Source organism: Pseudarthrobacter sp. J1763, from assembly GCF_050490295.1.
Classification (GTDB): domain Bacteria; phylum Actinomycetota; class Actinomycetes; order Actinomycetales; family Micrococcaceae; genus JBNPEO01.
In genome coordinates, this window is record NZ_JBNPEN010000005.1 from 1 (window position 1) to 13,822 (window position 13,822).

The 13,822-nt window shown below is 58.2% G+C and carries 18 protein-coding genes; 5 read left to right on the forward strand and 13 right to left on the reverse strand.

Translation table 11 applies throughout. The features are described from left to right. Window positions 1-174: 174 nt before the first annotated feature. Window positions 175-1,170, reverse strand: a complete 996-nt coding sequence (locus ACQQCD_RS06225; protein WP_430267551.1) for an EamA family transporter — start codon at window positions 1,168-1,170, stop codon at window positions 175-177. Between the two features lie 71 nt (window positions 1,171-1,241). Between ACQQCD_RS06225 and ACQQCD_RS06230 the strand changes: the two genes are divergently transcribed. Continuing rightward, the gene (locus ACQQCD_RS06230; RefSeq protein ID WP_430267552.1) at window positions 1,242-1,781 is read left to right on the forward strand and encodes a CGNR zinc finger domain-containing protein; all 540 of its coding nucleotides are present in this window, start codon (window positions 1,242-1,244) and stop codon (window positions 1,779-1,781) included. A gap of 56 nt (window positions 1,782-1,837) precedes the next feature. Here the strand turns inward: ACQQCD_RS06230 and ACQQCD_RS06235 are convergent, their stop codons facing one another. The 5 genes from ACQQCD_RS06235 to ACQQCD_RS06255 form a co-directional block, all read right to left on the reverse strand. Next, window positions 1,838-2,764 carry a cytochrome b/b6 domain-containing protein gene (locus ACQQCD_RS06235; protein WP_430267553.1) on the reverse strand — a complete coding sequence of 309 codons (927 nt, stop codon included), beginning with the start codon at window positions 2,762-2,764 and terminating at the stop codon, window positions 1,838-1,840. A 123-nt stretch (window positions 2,765-2,887) separates the two neighbouring features. Then, window positions 2,888-3,181 (reverse strand): hypothetical protein, encoded by a 294-nt coding sequence (locus ACQQCD_RS06240; RefSeq protein ID WP_430267554.1) that lies wholly within the window; start codon window positions 3,179-3,181, stop codon window positions 2,888-2,890. A 102-nt stretch (window positions 3,182-3,283) separates the two neighbouring features. Further along, window positions 3,284-3,865, reverse strand: coding sequence for a hypothetical protein (locus ACQQCD_RS06245; RefSeq protein WP_430267555.1), 582 nt, complete (start codon window positions 3,863-3,865; stop codon window positions 3,284-3,286). Between the two features lie 89 nt (window positions 3,866-3,954). Then, a complete protein-coding gene (locus tag ACQQCD_RS06250) occupies window positions 3,955-5,292 on the reverse strand; it encodes an MATE family efflux transporter (RefSeq protein WP_430267556.1) in 1,338 nt (445 codons plus the stop codon). A gap of 73 nt (window positions 5,293-5,365) precedes the next feature. Continuing rightward, the gene (locus ACQQCD_RS06255; protein ID WP_430267557.1) at window positions 5,366-6,778 is read right to left on the reverse strand and encodes a PLP-dependent aminotransferase family protein; all 1,413 of its coding nucleotides are present in this window, start codon (window positions 6,776-6,778) and stop codon (window positions 5,366-5,368) included. A 260-nt stretch (window positions 6,779-7,038) separates the two neighbouring features. Between ACQQCD_RS06255 and ACQQCD_RS06260 the strand changes: the two genes are divergently transcribed. Continuing rightward, the gene (locus ACQQCD_RS06260) at window positions 7,039-7,713 is read left to right on the forward strand and encodes an FMN-binding negative transcriptional regulator (protein ID WP_430267558.1); all 675 of its coding nucleotides are present in this window, start codon (window positions 7,039-7,041) and stop codon (window positions 7,711-7,713) included. Window positions 7,714-7,715: 2 nt separating this feature from the next. Here the strand turns inward: ACQQCD_RS06260 and dnaB are convergent, their stop codons facing one another. Then, window positions 7,716-9,092, reverse strand: coding sequence for a replicative DNA helicase (gene dnaB / locus ACQQCD_RS06265; RefSeq protein ID WP_430267559.1), 1,377 nt, complete (start codon window positions 9,090-9,092; stop codon window positions 7,716-7,718). 264 nt (window positions 9,093-9,356) lie between these two features. Next, the gene (locus tag ACQQCD_RS06270; RefSeq protein WP_430267560.1) at window positions 9,357-9,548 is read right to left on the reverse strand and encodes a hypothetical protein; all 192 of its coding nucleotides are present in this window, start codon (window positions 9,546-9,548) and stop codon (window positions 9,357-9,359) included. A 177-nt stretch (window positions 9,549-9,725) separates the two neighbouring features. Here ACQQCD_RS06270 and ACQQCD_RS06275 point away from each other — a divergent pair, with 177 nt between their 5' ends. Together ACQQCD_RS06275 and ACQQCD_RS06280 are read left to right on the forward strand one after the other, a co-directional pair. Next, window positions 9,726-9,986 carry a hypothetical protein gene (locus ACQQCD_RS06275; RefSeq protein ID WP_430267561.1) on the forward strand — a complete coding sequence of 87 codons (261 nt, stop codon included), beginning with the start codon at window positions 9,726-9,728 and terminating at the stop codon, window positions 9,984-9,986. A gap of 2 nt (window positions 9,987-9,988) precedes the next feature. Further along, window positions 9,989-10,564 (forward strand): hypothetical protein, encoded by a 576-nt coding sequence (locus tag ACQQCD_RS06280; protein ID WP_430267562.1) that lies wholly within the window; start codon window positions 9,989-9,991, stop codon window positions 10,562-10,564. Between the two features lie 3 nt (window positions 10,565-10,567). Here ACQQCD_RS06280 and ACQQCD_RS06285 read toward each other — a convergent pair whose 3' ends face one another. Next, a complete protein-coding gene (locus ACQQCD_RS06285) occupies window positions 10,568-11,197 on the reverse strand; it encodes an FMN reductase (RefSeq protein WP_430267563.1) in 630 nt (209 codons plus the stop codon). A 200-nt stretch (window positions 11,198-11,397) separates the two neighbouring features. Between ACQQCD_RS06285 and ACQQCD_RS06290 the strand changes: the two genes are divergently transcribed. Continuing rightward, on the forward strand, window positions 11,398-11,820 hold the full coding sequence (locus tag ACQQCD_RS06290; protein WP_430267564.1) for a DUF1801 domain-containing protein: 423 nt from the start codon (window positions 11,398-11,400) through the stop codon (window positions 11,818-11,820). Window positions 11,821-11,966: 146 nt separating this feature from the next. Here the strand turns inward: ACQQCD_RS06290 and rplI are convergent, their stop codons facing one another. The 4 genes from rplI to rpsF form a co-directional block, all read right to left on the reverse strand. Next, window positions 11,967-12,419 carry a 50S ribosomal protein L9 gene (gene rplI, locus ACQQCD_RS06295; RefSeq protein ID WP_430267565.1) on the reverse strand — a complete coding sequence of 151 codons (453 nt, stop codon included), beginning with the start codon at window positions 12,417-12,419 and terminating at the stop codon, window positions 11,967-11,969. Window positions 12,420-12,436: 17 nt separating this feature from the next. Continuing rightward, window positions 12,437-12,676 carry a 30S ribosomal protein S18 gene (gene rpsR, locus ACQQCD_RS06300; RefSeq protein ID WP_003800144.1) on the reverse strand — a complete coding sequence of 80 codons (240 nt, stop codon included), beginning with the start codon at window positions 12,674-12,676 and terminating at the stop codon, window positions 12,437-12,439. 103 nt (window positions 12,677-12,779) lie between these two features. Further along, window positions 12,780-13,373 (reverse strand): single-stranded DNA-binding protein, encoded by a 594-nt coding sequence (locus ACQQCD_RS06305; protein WP_430267566.1) that lies wholly within the window; start codon window positions 13,371-13,373, stop codon window positions 12,780-12,782. 51 nt (window positions 13,374-13,424) lie between these two features. Then, on the reverse strand, window positions 13,425-13,730 hold the full coding sequence (gene rpsF, locus ACQQCD_RS06310) for a 30S ribosomal protein S6 (protein ID WP_430267567.1): 306 nt from the start codon (window positions 13,728-13,730) through the stop codon (window positions 13,425-13,427). Window positions 13,731-13,822 lie beyond the last annotated feature (92 nt).

Sequence of the window (13,822 nt, forward strand, 5' to 3'; positions counted from 1 at the left end):
AGGTAGCCGAGGCTCTGCGTGAAGCTGGCCAGAAGGCAACCAAGAACGCTTCCGAGCAGGAGCAAGCTTCCCACTAAGTTCCACAGTGGGCGTAGGGCCCGGACCGTCAACACGACGATCCGGGCCCTACCGCATTTAAGGACCGTTCTTAAGTTCCGTGAGTTGAGCCGAGATCTAGTGAGGGACTGGTTCCACATCGTTCGGATGTTCAAGGGCAGGTTCCGGAGTATCCAGTTCGCCACCGGCCGTCGAGTTCCCGGCTCGGATTTCATCCAGTCTGACCAGCAACACACCTCCAACGATCAGCGCACCACCCATAAGCTGCACTATCCCGGGCAATTCACCCAAAAGAAGCCACGCCCACAATACGGCGAAGAGAACCTCGGTGAGTGAAATGAAGGACGCCACTTTGGAGCCAAGCGCCCGCGCGGCGTAAATCCCTGAAACGTATGCGAGTACGGTTGCCAGAATCACCAGGCCACCCAAGGAAACCCACCAAGGCGCAGTCCAAGAACCAAGCTGGGTATCCGCTGTACTGAATTTCATCGGCAACAATCCGGTGAGTCCAGCCATCCACATAACCATGGCGCCCACTAAAAGCCCGCCCGATGCGAGCACTAGCGGCGGAAGCGAATCATTCTGCTTGGCGGTAATAAAGAAGTAAACGGCCAAACACACCGCAGCGGCTAAGCCCCAGAGAACTCCCACAAAGTCCACCTTGATTGCGCCATTCAAGTCCAAAACCAAGGCAAGCCCTGCCAAGGACAGGACGGCGCCGCCGATAGTGAGCAAGCGAGGCCTGCGTCGGCTCACCAACCACAGCCACACCACAATAAACACCGGAGCGAGGTACTCAAGGAGCAAGGCAACACCAACGGACAACCGGGATACCGCATTGAAATAGAACAGCTGACAGGCGGCCACGGCAATCAGCCCGAAGAGGCCAATGGTGAGCCAATTTTTGACCAGTTGGTGCCAACGTCCACGCAAGGCAATCAGCGCTGGAATCAACAAAACCAAAGCCGCTCCGGTGAGCCTGGCAGTAACAGCAGCCCCGGGAGTCCAGCCGGTTTCCAACAACGCTTTGGCGAAGGAACCAGAGATTCCGAAGACGGCGGAGGAAAACAGCGCGATACCCAGACCTCTTGCGGCAATATTCGTGCGGTCCATCGGCTCGTCCTGTCAGGAGTAAAGTGTTGTTATGCCCCTGACGTTACGCGTCGCTTCAGTAAGGAGTCAAGATGGTCTTTGCACCTGACACAGAGACGGCCTTGCGTTCTGTAGTAAATCTCATCAACACCGCAGCAAACGGCGATGAACACCTGGCAACCATGGCCCAGCTCGACGACTTCCTGACCGCCGAGAGTTTCACCGGCTCGCGAGTCCGCAATTCCGCAGAAGTGGCAAGCGTCCGGGAATTGCGCGCCACCCTCACAACGGTGTGGACCGCCACCGAGGACCAAGCGGTGATCACCGTCAATGAGCTGCTGCGCAACGCAAAGGCCCTTCCCCAGCTGGTGAAACATGACAGCTGGGACTGGCACGTCCATGCCACCCCGGCACATGCACCGCTCGCCGAACGAATGGCAACCGAAGCAGCAATGGCGCTTATTGACGTTATCCGCAGCAAAGAAATGGACAGGATGCTCCTGTGCGCGGCAGAGGATTGTGATGCGTTTGTTTTGGACCTGAGCCGCAACCGTTCAAAAAGGTATTGCGATACCGGAAACTGCGCGAACCGTGCTCACGTCGCGGCATACCGGGCCCGACAGCGGAACTAGCGCCAGCACGACGTCGGGCCTTAGTTTTAGCGGCCCTAGTTTTACCAGCCTTGGCGTTAGCGCCCGACCTTGCCCATCAATGATGCAACGGGGCGCAGGAACAGTGGGCGGGCCAACAACCAGCCACCGGCCATGACCACAAGTGAGATCACAAAGATCCAGAAGCCAAACCAGCTCACTTCATCACGGTTGCCGTACATGTGGTTGAGGTTGCGCAGCACACCCGTAGCCAGGACCAAGAACACATGCACCGCAATAAAAGCAACAAAGTAGATCATGACCGGGAAGTGAACAGCACGGGCAGCTTCAATGGGGAAGTACTTGTTGATCGCAGCTTTTTTAGGCCATGCAGCTGAGGTTCGGAGACCGGTCAAGAATGACAGGGGCGCTGCGATAAACACCGTTGCAAAGTAGGCCAAAAGCTGCAGTGCGTTGTAGTTGGACCAACCGTTTTCAGTGGGCCAATTCAGCGAGGCGTATTGCAAACCTGCCGAAACGGCGTTGGGGATAACGTCCCAGCTGGTGGGGACAATCCGCACCCAGTGCCCGGTGGCAAAAATCAGCACAGCAAACACCAGGCCGTTGAGTACCCACAGCACATCCAAGCTCAAGTGGAACCATAGTTCCAAGCTAATTTTGGTTGGTGCGTTTTTGGTCCTAATCAGGCCTTTATTGTTGCGGGTCCAATACGCGGCCGGACGAGTGGTGGTCCGAACTTGAATGCCGGAACGGATGATCAGAACTAGCAAAAAGGCGTTGAGGAAGTGTTGCCAGCCCAACCATGCGGGCAAGCCGTCCGGAGTTCCAGCAGGTAGTTCCGAATGTCCGGGGAATTGTTGGATGAAGTCTTGGCCAAAGGTGGTGGAGCGAATCCACATTGCTAGGAGGACCACAACCACCACCGCCGCAACAACAATCGCGGCAACCTTAATCCGCTTGCTTTGGTTCCCGGTGGTGCCGGAGGACTTCTTCACTGTGGACATTCGGCTACATACCTCGCGCAAGTGTTAGGCGGCCCAGTTGTGGCCGTTCTTGTGGCCCAGTTTATCCGGGTCAGTGGGAGGAATGATGTCACCCGTCACAGAGCGTACCTTTTAGAGACGAATTTAGCTGTGCGGGCCGGAGTTCTTGCTGCTCAGATTCACGCCTGAGCCCTTACCTAGGTGCTCGGCGTTTTCCTTGTAGCTCAGCGCCAGCATCGCCGCCACCACCAAGGTCACAATAAAAGCGATGCCGCCGCCCGTGAACGCGAGGTCAAAGCGAGGGGTTTTGCTGCTACCGCCGGAAGCGAAGATCAATACGGCGAAGAAGGCCAGCAGACCAAAAAATGCGGAGAACATCAGCGGTCCTTTGATGGAGCCTCGGGTCTTGCGCGGCTCTCCCGGTTGCTGCTGTGCCACGGTTTTCCTCCCCTCGGCACGCCACCAAGGGCGGCCGGTGATCTTTTGACGCGCGGCAGTCCCGAGCGCACACTCCTTCTACAGAAAGTAGAAGCGGTATCCCTAGTTTACGGCCTTTGGCCCAGTCGCGCCGATCCGAACATCATGCCGCGCGCTAAGCCCAGACAAAATCCACAACACGCCGGAGATAATGGCAGCTCCACCGGTCACCCCCAGCAGCGCATGCGCGCCCAAATAGGTGAAGAACGGCAGAGCCGCCGCGGTTCCCACACCCACAAAGCCGGAGACAATCCAGTCACGCGCCAGAGGCGAAGCACCCCGGAGCCAGAACCAGAACAAAAGTTCGACGACGCCAGTCACCCCTAAGGCCACGGACAGCGCCGCTGTGGTTCCGGCGTCAGACATTGACACAAACGCCACAACACCAGCCAGTGCACTGACCACGGCGGCAATCAGCAACGGCAGCCGCGTTTTGGGGGTTGGATCAACCTTGCGCTGCCACACAAAAACTGCCGCGTTCGCCAGCAGATACAAGCCCGAGGAAACAGCCAACACTTGCACCGAGGGCGAGGCCCAGAAAACAGTCACGGCACCGAAGGCAAGCGCAATCACTGCGCGCACCAACAGGGGTTGCCACACCGGACGGTGCGCGGGAACGGTGGAGGATGCTGAAGCGGAAGTCACCCGAACAGTTTAGTGTGCCCGGCTGAGGACTCCGTCCAGGTAGGCAGTCGGCCAATGTTGGGCTGGCTCTTGTTTAACTGGCGGTTCATCTAGCCGCCAGTCACCATCCACTTGCCGCCACTGGCTCGCAGACCCAAAGTCAGAGCCCGCGCACACATGTAACCCAATGCGAAAGCAGCCCACAACCACCCCAACCACGCCGGGCCAGACGGTGCAGCGGGCATCAGGAAGGCAACAGCAATCAGCAACGGCGCATAAATAAGCACGTTCACTACCCCAGCAATCGCCAGATACTTTGCGTCGCCGGCACCGATGAGCACCCCATCCAAAACAAAAACCAACCCGGCAATCGGCTGGCCAATAGCCATCACCAAAAGGGCGGGGGTCAGTGCAGTATGAACTGAGGCATCATTGCTAAACACCCAGCCAGCCCACGGTGAGGCAATTGCCAAAAGGGCGCCGGTAATCACGCCAAAGCCCAGCCCCCAGCGAACCATAGTCCCAGTAAGCGCCTTGGCCCTGCCGGCGTTCCCAGCGCCAAGTTCTTTGCCAATGAGGGCCTGCGCCGCAATTGCCAGGGCATCGAGCGCAAAGGCAAAGAAGCTAAAAACCGTGGCGGCAAGTTGATGAGCAGCTAGATTCACTGAGCCCTGAGCGGCTGCCACCATCACCGTCACCAGCATGGCCAAGCGCATACTCGCGGTACGCAACATCAACCAAGAACCCACCTTGCCCATACTCAGGACACCGCGAAAGCTAGGGAAAACACTTACGTTATGGGAGCGGGTTCGGCTAAATACGATTCCCAAATACACGGCCGCCATAGCCCACTGCGCAATACTTGTACCCGCCGCCGAGCCCGCCACAGAGAGGCCTAAGCCGTATACAAAAAACCAGTTGAGCACAATGTTCAAAGTAAACCCGGCCGTGGCCACCACCAACGGAGTACGGGTGTCCTGGAGACCACGCAACACCCCGGTTCCGGCAAAAACGAGCAACATGGCCACCAGCCCGGGCATGGACCAGCGTAGGTAGTCCACGGCAAAACCGTGTACGGCGGAGCCCTCAGCGGCACCCAAAAGACCCACCATCTGGGGCGCCACAAAAAACCCTGCTACGGCCAGGACCACACCCAGCCCAAACGCCAACCACACGCCGTCGCGTCCAGAGGACAGAGCCTTAGCAGCGTCACCGGCGCCGAGTGCGCGGGCCACGGCAGGGGTGGTGGAGTAGGCCAAAAACACCATAAGACCCACAATCGTGTGGAGCACGGTAGTGGCCAAACCCAACCCAGCCAGTTGATCTACTCCAAGGTGGCCCACAATGGCCGAGTCCGCAAGCAAAAACAGTGGCTCGGCAATCAAGGCTACAAACGCAGGGACCGCTAAGCGCAGAATCTCACCGGCGTTCGATGACTTAGAGGTCATGACTTAGTTTTCATGGGGCTCGTTTTCGTGGCATTAACCTTTGGGACTTGAGTCATTTCTATGAACTAGCCGGTTATTGATAGCTATGTTTTAGAGCCCGGCCGAGGATCCGGGCGCCTTGATGGTACGCGCCCGGGTTTGGTCCCGAGTAGTTGAGCCGGATAAAGGGTCCGGCTGGTTCGGCGGGGAACCATTCGTTGCCGCCGGCGAGGATGACGCCATCGTTCTCACAGTCGCGCATCAGCTTGTCGAGATTTGTGCCATCGGGCAGGCGCAGCCAGAGGTGAAGTCCACCCTTCGGGATGTTCTCGATGTGGACCTGTGGCGCGTGTTCCCGAATGCTGGCGACCAGCAGGTCTCGGCGTGATTGAAGTTGGTGACGGAGGCTGCGCAGGTGGGTCTGCCAGCCTGGCTGTGTGACCACGTCGAGTGCTGCGGCCTGGAGGAGGCCGCTGACGTACATGGTTTCCGCGCCCCTGTCAGCAAGGATGCGTTCACGCGCCGGGCCGCGGGCAATGACTGCGGCGACGCGAATGGCCGGTGAGACGCTTTTGGTAAGGGAGCGGATGTAAATGACGTGGCCGGAGTCGTCGCGCGCCGCAATGGGGACGGGTGTGGTGTCGATGCCGAAGTCGTGGGCCCAGTCGTCCTCCACCAGGAACGCACCATGATCGCGAACCACTTCCAACACTTCCTCGCCGCGTTCCCCTGACCATTGGGCCCCGGTCGGATTGGCGTAATGGGGTTGTGCGTAAAACATGCGCGCACCGGTTTCTTCAAAGGCCCTCGCCAACTCCGAAGGGTCGGGGCCCTCGGGTCCGCTGGGCACGGGGACAAGCCGGACGCCGGCGTTCCGTGCGGCTAGGATGGCGCCCCAATAGGTGGGTGATTCAATCAGCAAAGGCTGTCCGTTCCCTACCAGGGCGCCGAAGATGGAACTCAGCCCGCTCTGGCTACCGGGTAGCACGATCACGTCACTAGGTGTGGGCGGGTTGATTCCGGCAGGCGTGGTTTCACCGAGTTCGCGGGCGAACCACGATTGAAGGTCCGGCAGGCCTGCGACGGGCGGGCGGGACAGCGCTGTTTCGCCCCGAGCGGCACGGGCCAGAGCGGCTTGGACCAGGCGTTCGGCCAACAGTTCCCGGTCCGGATAGCCGGAGTGAAAGGAAATGGCGTCGTTGGGGACGGTGCGCATCGTGGCGGAAGCCGACGGCACCAGCGTCTGGGGCGAGCCTAGGGCTGCACTCTGCCACCCATAGTCCGAGGGCCGGGCGGTGCGCGCCGCCCGCACAAAAGTCCCCACACCTGGCCGGCCCTCCACCAATCCTTGCATCTTGAGGGCTTGCAGGGCCTTCTGAACCGTGACAGGGCTCGCCGCAAACTCGGCAACCAGCGCCCTGGTCGACGGCAGCCGCGCACCCGGCGGAGACGTGTTGATCCGCTCCTTCAGCCTTGCCACAATGCGAGAACTGCTATCGTTGTTCATGAGTACCAATGATAGCGCTACTGTCATCAGTCGCCCACCGATACCAATGAGCGCACCGACCGGCCTGTGGCGGGGGCTCCTCGGAGTAGCAGCATTCTCTGGGCCCGGCTCCTGCTCGGCGAAACCCTAGGCTGGGCCACCACCCTGGGTGGACTCGCCGTCGTCCTTTGTGCAGGGTTCGCCGTACGCGTCAGACTCAACCCAGCCCGCCCGCTGCCAAGCAGCTGACCGCACGAATCACCACGAAAGGAACACCCATCGTGTACACCCCGGAACACTTCGCCGCCAGCCCTTCCGCAATACAGGAGCTCCTCACCGGACCATCCGCTGCCAACCTGGTTACCATGACGGGGCAAGGCATGCTCGCCACGCTGCTGCCGTTTGTTTACGACCCCACCGTAGGTGAACTGGGAGCACTGCATACTCATTTGGCCCGAAACAACATCCAATGGTCAGAACCTGCAATCGGTGAATCGATGGCCATCATCCAGGGACCCGACGCATACATCTCGCCCTCCTGGTACGCCGCCAAGGCCGAGCATGGACGCGTTGTGCCCACCTGGAACTACACAACAGCCCACGTGTACGGCACACTCACCATCCACGATGACCCGGCCTGGCTCGGTGCGCACGTCCGTGCTCTGACCAACCTCAATGAATCCGAGCGGGAGCATCCCTGGACAGTGGACGACGCACCGGATAAATACATCCTCGGCCAACTCAAGGCCATCGTGGGAGTTGAGCTCATCATCACCAGAATTGACGCCAAAACAAAGCTCAGCCAAAACCGGCCCGAGGCTGACGTCCACGGTGTCATAGCAGGGCTTCAAACGTGCGGCCACTCCCAAATGGCCGCCCAAGTAGAGCAAGCCAGCATTGCCGCACGGAACAGCGCCCCCCGCTTGCCTAGCCTTAAAAACTTAGGGGTCAGATAGCGCTAGAAGCCGCCACCGGTATCCGCAGCCATGTTGGCGAACCGCGAGTAATGGCCCTGGAAAGCGACCACAATGTCCTTGGTAGGGCCGTTACGGTGCTTAGCAATCAGGATGTCCGCCTCGCCAGCCCGCGCAGACTCTTTGTCGTAAACGTCCTCACGGTGGAGCAGAATCACCATGTCTGCGTCCTGCTCAATGGAACCCGATTCACGAAGGTCAGAAACCATGGGGCGTTTGTCTTGGCGCTGCTCGGAACCACGGTTCAGCTGAGACAGGGCAATAACGGGAACTTGAAGTTCTTTGGCCAGAAGCTTGAGCGCACGGGAGAACTCTGAGACCTCTTGCTGACGCGATTCCACCTTTTTACCGGAGCTCATGAGCTGGAGGTAGTCAAGGATCACTAGCTTGAGATCATGCTGCTGCTTGAGCCTGCGGCACTTGGCACGGATCTCCATGAGGGACATATTGGGGCTGTCGTCAATAAAGAGAGGAGCGTCATTCATCCGGCCCATAGTGGTGGCGATCTTGGACCACTGCTCGTCCTTGACAGTTCCCTTGCGGAGTTCTTGCAGCGGAATCGTGGCTTCTGCCGAGAGGAGTCGCATGGCAATCTCATTCCGGCCCATTTCAAGGGAGAAGAACACTGTGGCGAGGTTGTTTTTCACGGCAGCCGAGCGCGCAAAGTCCAAGGCAAACGTGGACTTACCAACGGCTGGGCGGGCCGCAATAACGATCATCTGGCCGGGGTGAAGGCCGTGAGTGAGGTCATCAAGTTCGTAGAATCCAGTGGGTACACCGGTGATTCCTTCACCACGGTGCCCAGAGGCTTCAATTTCATCCACAGTGGCTTCCATAACGTCCTTGAGCGCTACGTAATCCTCTGCGGTGCGGCGTTCTGCAACGGCGTAGACCTCAGCTTGGGCCTGATTGACCAAGTCTTCAACTTCGCCGTCTTGCCCATAGCCAAGTTGAACAATTTTGGTCCCCGCATTCACCAAACGGCGCAGCACGGCACGTTCAGCCACAATCTCTGCGTAGTAGCCAGCGTTGGCCGCCGTAGGAACCGTTTGGATAAGTTCGTGAAGGTAGGCTGGCCCGCCAATGCGGTTGATCTCGCCACGCTTGGTCAACTCGTCAGATACGGTCACGGCATCTGCGGGTTCGCCACGGCCGTACAGATCAATAATGGCTTCGTAAATGGTCTCGTGCGCTGGCCGGTAGAAGTCCACACCACGAACCAGCTCTACAACGTCTGCAATAGCGTCTTTAGAGAGCATCATGCCACCAAGAACAGACTGCTCGGCCGCAACATCCTGGGGAGGGGTCCGGTTTCCGCTGCTGCGTCCCGCGTCTACGGAATCATGTTGAGAGATAGACACGTGGGCCGTCCTTAATTGGATACTTCATGAAACTTCAGTACTACAGCACGCCTGAGACAAACACACCCGGATGACAGAAGTGCTGCAGCATGTGTAGCGGCTTTCGCGGTGGAAACCGTTCAGGGTCGCCGTTGGGACTCTTCGAAATCCAATTTATGCACAGTTTTTCCACAGGGCAGGCGAAAGCCGGGAAAGTGGATCCATCCAGCACCTAACTCGCTGCTGCACAGCATCTTCGTGGGGTCTCCCGCAACGTTAGCGCCCTCATCCGGAAGCACAAAGTGCGCCAAACAGCAAAGCTGTGGATAACCTGTGGGCAAACGCCCGCAACTTGTGCACAGCTTGTTGATAGAACTGTGGATAGAAAATTCTTCTCAGTTCAAACTGCCCCCTGAGCAGGGGAAACACTGACTCCAGCATGTGGAGTAAAAGTTTTTTCTGAAAAGCTTCATCCACAGCTTGAGGGTGGAGTTGTGCGAAACGATCTCATCACAGTGCGTTAACACGGCCGAAAATATACTCCCAAAGTGATGCATGTCACGTCACGCAACGTTTAACCATGTGAGATCAAGAATTTATATTCCGTTTGGGGAATTTGCTGTGGACAACCCCGTTCTGACATAGGCTGAACGAATGCAGCAACTCTTGCTCAGCGGCCTTCCTGTGGTGATACTTTTAGTTGTCATCTGGGGAGTGTCCACAGCGCTCAAACCCCGCGATAACGGGATCTCCGAAGCGGAGCGCTATCAACGTGATCTTGCGGCAAGATCGCAAGCACACTATGCAGCCCAGATTCGGCAAGCTATGGAGCTACGCGCACGAATCGCAGCTACTACGGCTCCTAGCCAAAATCAGCAATCAGACCTCAACTCGGCACAGAGGAATCGCCAGTAAGTATGGAAAACATTTGGATCCCCGCACTCATTGCTGTGGTGGTTGTTTTGGGTGGCGTGTTTTTGATGCGCTCAATGCGTACCACTGGCGGCAAAAAGAGCGAGACTCAGAACGGTGCTACCGCTCGCAGCCTTGCTGAGATCGCTCACGATGCGGGGGCACGCCTCAGCGAGGAACAGCACCGCACCGTATATTCGCTGATTGCCCAGGGCCAGATGATGGACGCCATCAAGTTTTACTACACCAGCACGAAAGTTAGCCTGCGGGAGTCCCGGGACGCCATTACGGCACTTTCAACCCATCCGCAGCCGTACCGCACGCCGCCAGCAAGTGCCGACGTCGTACCTTCCGGAGGTGGGCCAGAACGCTTCGCTTACCGGTACCGCGCCATCGCCAGTAAAGGTGATGAGACTCGCGAGGTGAGCAGCAACATGCTCAATGATGAGATCTATACCAACATCAAGGAGCTCGCCCTTGCCGGCGATTGTGAAGGCGCCGCCACCATGCTCCAGCGGCATTCAGAGATTTCGCTGGACGAGGCGCGGGAGTTTATTTCGTTCCTTGTGGACGGCGACTAGCCGTTAGCGTCCGGTAATTCCTGCCAAAAGCTGCTCGAATGGCAAGGGCTCCAAAGTCGGTTTGGACGCCCCCGGCTGAGGTCCGCTGAGAAGCTCAGCAAGCTCTGCACCTGCGCGGTCAATGCGGCTGTTCAACGGCGAGGCTGTGGCGTCTGCACTCTCGCCACCCCAATCCTGCGGTCCAGCGAAGACAGCAGTGGCCGCGATGCGTGTACGCAAGTAGGTAAAGAGGGGGCGCATAGCGAAGTCGAGGACCATCTGATGACGGTCGGTGCCAGCGGTTGCACCGAGCAAAACGGCCTTGCCCGCAAGGGACTTGGGGTCCAAAACGTCGATGAAGGATTTGAAGAGTCCGCTGTAGCTTGCGCTGAAGACTGGACTCACGGCAATGATCGCATGGGCTTGCTCAACAGCTGCGATGGCCTCGGCCAGGCGTGGTGCCGCATAGCCAGTCACAAAGTTGTTGGCGATCTCCACGGCATAGTCGCGCAGTTCAAGGACGGTGGTGGTTACTTGGAATCCCGCAGAACGTAGCTTCCGCTCAGTTGCCGCGGTGAGTTGGTCGGCCAGTAGACGGCTCGACGACGGCACGCCAAGTCCCGCTGATAGAACTACGATGCGGCGGGTTTCCATGTGTACTCCTTGCTAGAACTCTCGATGCAAGTATATGCATTTGCATCTATATGTTCTAACTGGGGGTCTCCTCGGTTTATTCCACGCTTGTTCCTCTCTCCCGCCGAGTTGGCACTTCGCGCGCATGTTTCTCCAAAACACCCACACGAAGTGCCCACTCGGGGTGCAGGAAGCTGGGCATTTCGTGCCAGAATTCGGTTATGGCTGAGAACAAGACGACTCCGACCGCCGTGAGCGTGGACGAATTCCTAGCTCGGGTAGTACACCCAACCCGCAGGGCCGACGGCGAACGGCTCCTGGAGTTGATGAGCACCATCACCGGCCAGAAGCCCGTGATGTGGGGGCCAAGCATTGTGGGCTTCGGTAGGTATCACTACAGATACGATTCGGGGCACCAAGGCGACGCTGCCGCCGTCGGGTTTTCACCACGTAAAGCGAGCTTATCGCTCTACGGGTTGATCAACTCCCCCGAAGGCCAAGCCCTCCTGCCCGCTCTGGGCAAACACAAAGTAGGTGCGGGGTGCCTGTACATCAACAAGCTGGCCGACATCGACGAAGAAGTCCTCAAAAAGATGATCGGGATCGGCTACGAATATGTCACCACGGCGCTCCACCAGCCCTAATTCGCGGATCGAGTTGGCACTTCGCGTGCATGTTTCTCCAAAACACCCACGCGAAGTGCCACGTCGGCGGAAGGAAGAGGGCGTCAGAGGGCACAAAAAAGCCCCCGTCTCCGGAAAGCCGGGGACGGGGGCTTTTGAGCAAAGTGCTACTTGCTGGCAACAACCTCAAGGTCGATAACAGCGGAAACACCTTCGTGCAGACGCACGTTTGCAGTGTAGGAGCCAACCGACTTGATGTGGTTGGGCAGTTCTACGTTGCGCTTGTCGATTGCACCGAGACCTGCAGCCTCAACGGCGGCAGCAACATCGGCGGGCTTGACGGTACCGAAGAGACGGCCGGACTCGCCAGCCTTAACTTCGAGCTTCACGGTCTTGGAAGACAGTGCGGAAGCCTGGGCCTGTGCAGCTTCAACAGAAGCGTGCGCACGAGCAGCGCGAGCAGCCTTGATTGACTCAACCTGCTTCTCGCCACCCTTGGTCCAAGTCAGTGCGAAGCCGCGGGGCAACAGGAAGTTACGTGCGTAACCGTCCTTTACCTCAACAACGTCGCCAGCAGCACCGAGACCGGTGACTTCGTGGGTCAGAATGATCTTTGCCATTTTAGTTAATCCCTTCCTTAACCGCGGCCAGCGCCGGAGTAAGGCAGCAGAGCAACTTCGCGGGCGTTCTTGATTGCCTGGGCGATTTTGCGCTGTTCCTGCACGGTCACACCGGTGACGCGACGGGCGCGGATCTTTCCGCGATCAGAGATGAACTTGCGCAGCAATGCGACGTCCTTGTAGTCGATGACAGTGATGTCAGCGGCCTTCAAGGGGTTGGACTTTGGTTTGGGCTTACGGAGTTCAGCCTTAGCCATCGTGGAGCTCCTTTTCTGTGGAGCCCGTGGATATTGATCCACGGGATGGTGGTAGCACCGCGCTTTTCAACGCAATGCTGATGATTTTTGCTCTAAGAAGGCTTTAGAACGGAGGTTCGGAGTCGGGGCCATTGCCCCAGCCACCGGCGTTGGAGACACCGGGCGTTGCCCAAGGGTCATCCTGCGGAGCGGACTGCTGTCCACCCCAACTGCCACCGGAGTTGCCGCCAGAGTTTCCACCCTGGTTACCTCCCCAGGTGCCACCGTTTCCGCCAGCTGCTGCTGGTGAGTTACCGCCGCCGAAGCCACCCTGTCCACCCTGACCGCCGGAGCGCTGAGTGCGGTTGACCTTGGCATTGGCGTAACGCAAGCTGGGGCCGATCTCGTCGACCTCAAGCTCGATAACGGTGCGCTTTTCGCCTTCTTTAGTTTCGTAAGAACGGCTCTTCAAACGGCCTTGAACGATGACCCGCATTCCCTTTGTGAGGGATTCGGCAACGTTCTCTGCGGCTTCACGCCAAACCGACGCGCGGAGGAACAGGGTTTCCCCGTCCTTCCATTCATTGGATTGACGATCGAAGGTACGCGGCGTAGAAGCGATGGTGAAGTTGGCTACTGCAGAGCCGGACGGTGTGAACCGCAGCTCGGGATCGTTGGTGAGATTACCAACAACCGTGATAGTTGTTTCGCCTGCCATCTACTGCCTCCTTGAGAGTTCTTACGGTGTAAAGATCAAAAGGTGACTGAATTACTCAGCAACAACCTTCTGGTCTTCGGGACGGATGATCTTGGTGCGCAAGATGGTCTCGTTGAGACCAAGCTGGCGGTCAAGTTCCTGAGCGGTAGCCGGCGCAGCGGTGAAGTTCACCACAGCGTAGATACCTTCGGACTTCTTCTTGATTTCGTAAGCCAAGCGACGACGGCCCCAGATATCAACCTTTTCGATGGTTCCACCATCGGTGGTGATGACATTAAGGAACTTCTGAAGCGACGGCTCAACGGTACGCTCGTCGACCTCGGGGTCGATGATTACCATCAGTTCGTAAGGACGCATATGTGAACCCACCTCCTTTGGGCTAAGCGGTTACGGTCTTTCCGTAACAGGAGGTTCATTTGCGATGCTCCGTGCTGGCACCTCTTCAGAAA

Excerpts from the sequence above, each read along its gene's own strand:
- rpsR (WP_003800144.1), bottom strand. The coding sequence starts at position 12,676 with ATGGCTAAGGCTGAACTCCGTAAGCCCAAACCAAAGTCCAACCCCTTG.
- ACQQCD_RS06235 (WP_430267553.1), bottom strand. The coding sequence starts at position 2,764 with ATGTCCACAGTGAAGAAGTCCTCCGGCACCACCGGGAACCAAAGCAAG.
- ACQQCD_RS06305 (WP_430267566.1), bottom strand. The coding sequence starts at position 13,373 with ATGGCAGGCGAAACAACTATCACGGTTGTTGGTAATCTCACCAACGAT.
- ACQQCD_RS06285 (WP_430267563.1), bottom strand. The coding sequence starts at position 11,197 with ATGGAAACCCGCCGCATCGTAGTTCTATCAGCGGGACTTGGCGTGCCG.
- ACQQCD_RS06230 (WP_430267552.1), top strand. The coding sequence starts at position 1,242 with ATGGTCTTTGCACCTGACACAGAGACGGCCTTGCGTTCTGTAGTAAAT.
- ACQQCD_RS06255 (WP_430267557.1), bottom strand. The coding sequence starts at position 6,778 with ATGAACAACGATAGCAGTTCTCGCATTGTGGCAAGGCTGAAGGAGCGG.
- ACQQCD_RS06225 (WP_430267551.1), bottom strand. The coding sequence starts at position 1,170 with ATGGACCGCACGAATATTGCCGCAAGAGGTCTGGGTATCGCGCTGTTT.
- ACQQCD_RS06290 (WP_430267564.1), top strand. The coding sequence starts at position 11,398 with ATGGCTGAGAACAAGACGACTCCGACCGCCGTGAGCGTGGACGAATTC.
- rpsF (WP_430267567.1), bottom strand. The coding sequence starts at position 13,730 with ATGCGTCCTTACGAACTGATGGTAATCATCGACCCCGAGGTCGACGAG.
- ACQQCD_RS06275 (WP_430267561.1), top strand. The coding sequence starts at position 9,726 with ATGCAGCAACTCTTGCTCAGCGGCCTTCCTGTGGTGATACTTTTAGTT.
- ACQQCD_RS06280 (WP_430267562.1), top strand. The coding sequence starts at position 9,989 with ATGGAAAACATTTGGATCCCCGCACTCATTGCTGTGGTGGTTGTTTTG.
- rplI (WP_430267565.1), bottom strand. The coding sequence starts at position 12,419 with ATGGCAAAGATCATTCTGACCCACGAAGTCACCGGTCTCGGTGCTGCT.
- ACQQCD_RS06250 (WP_430267556.1), bottom strand. The coding sequence starts at position 5,292 with ATGACCTCTAAGTCATCGAACGCCGGTGAGATTCTGCGCTTAGCGGTC.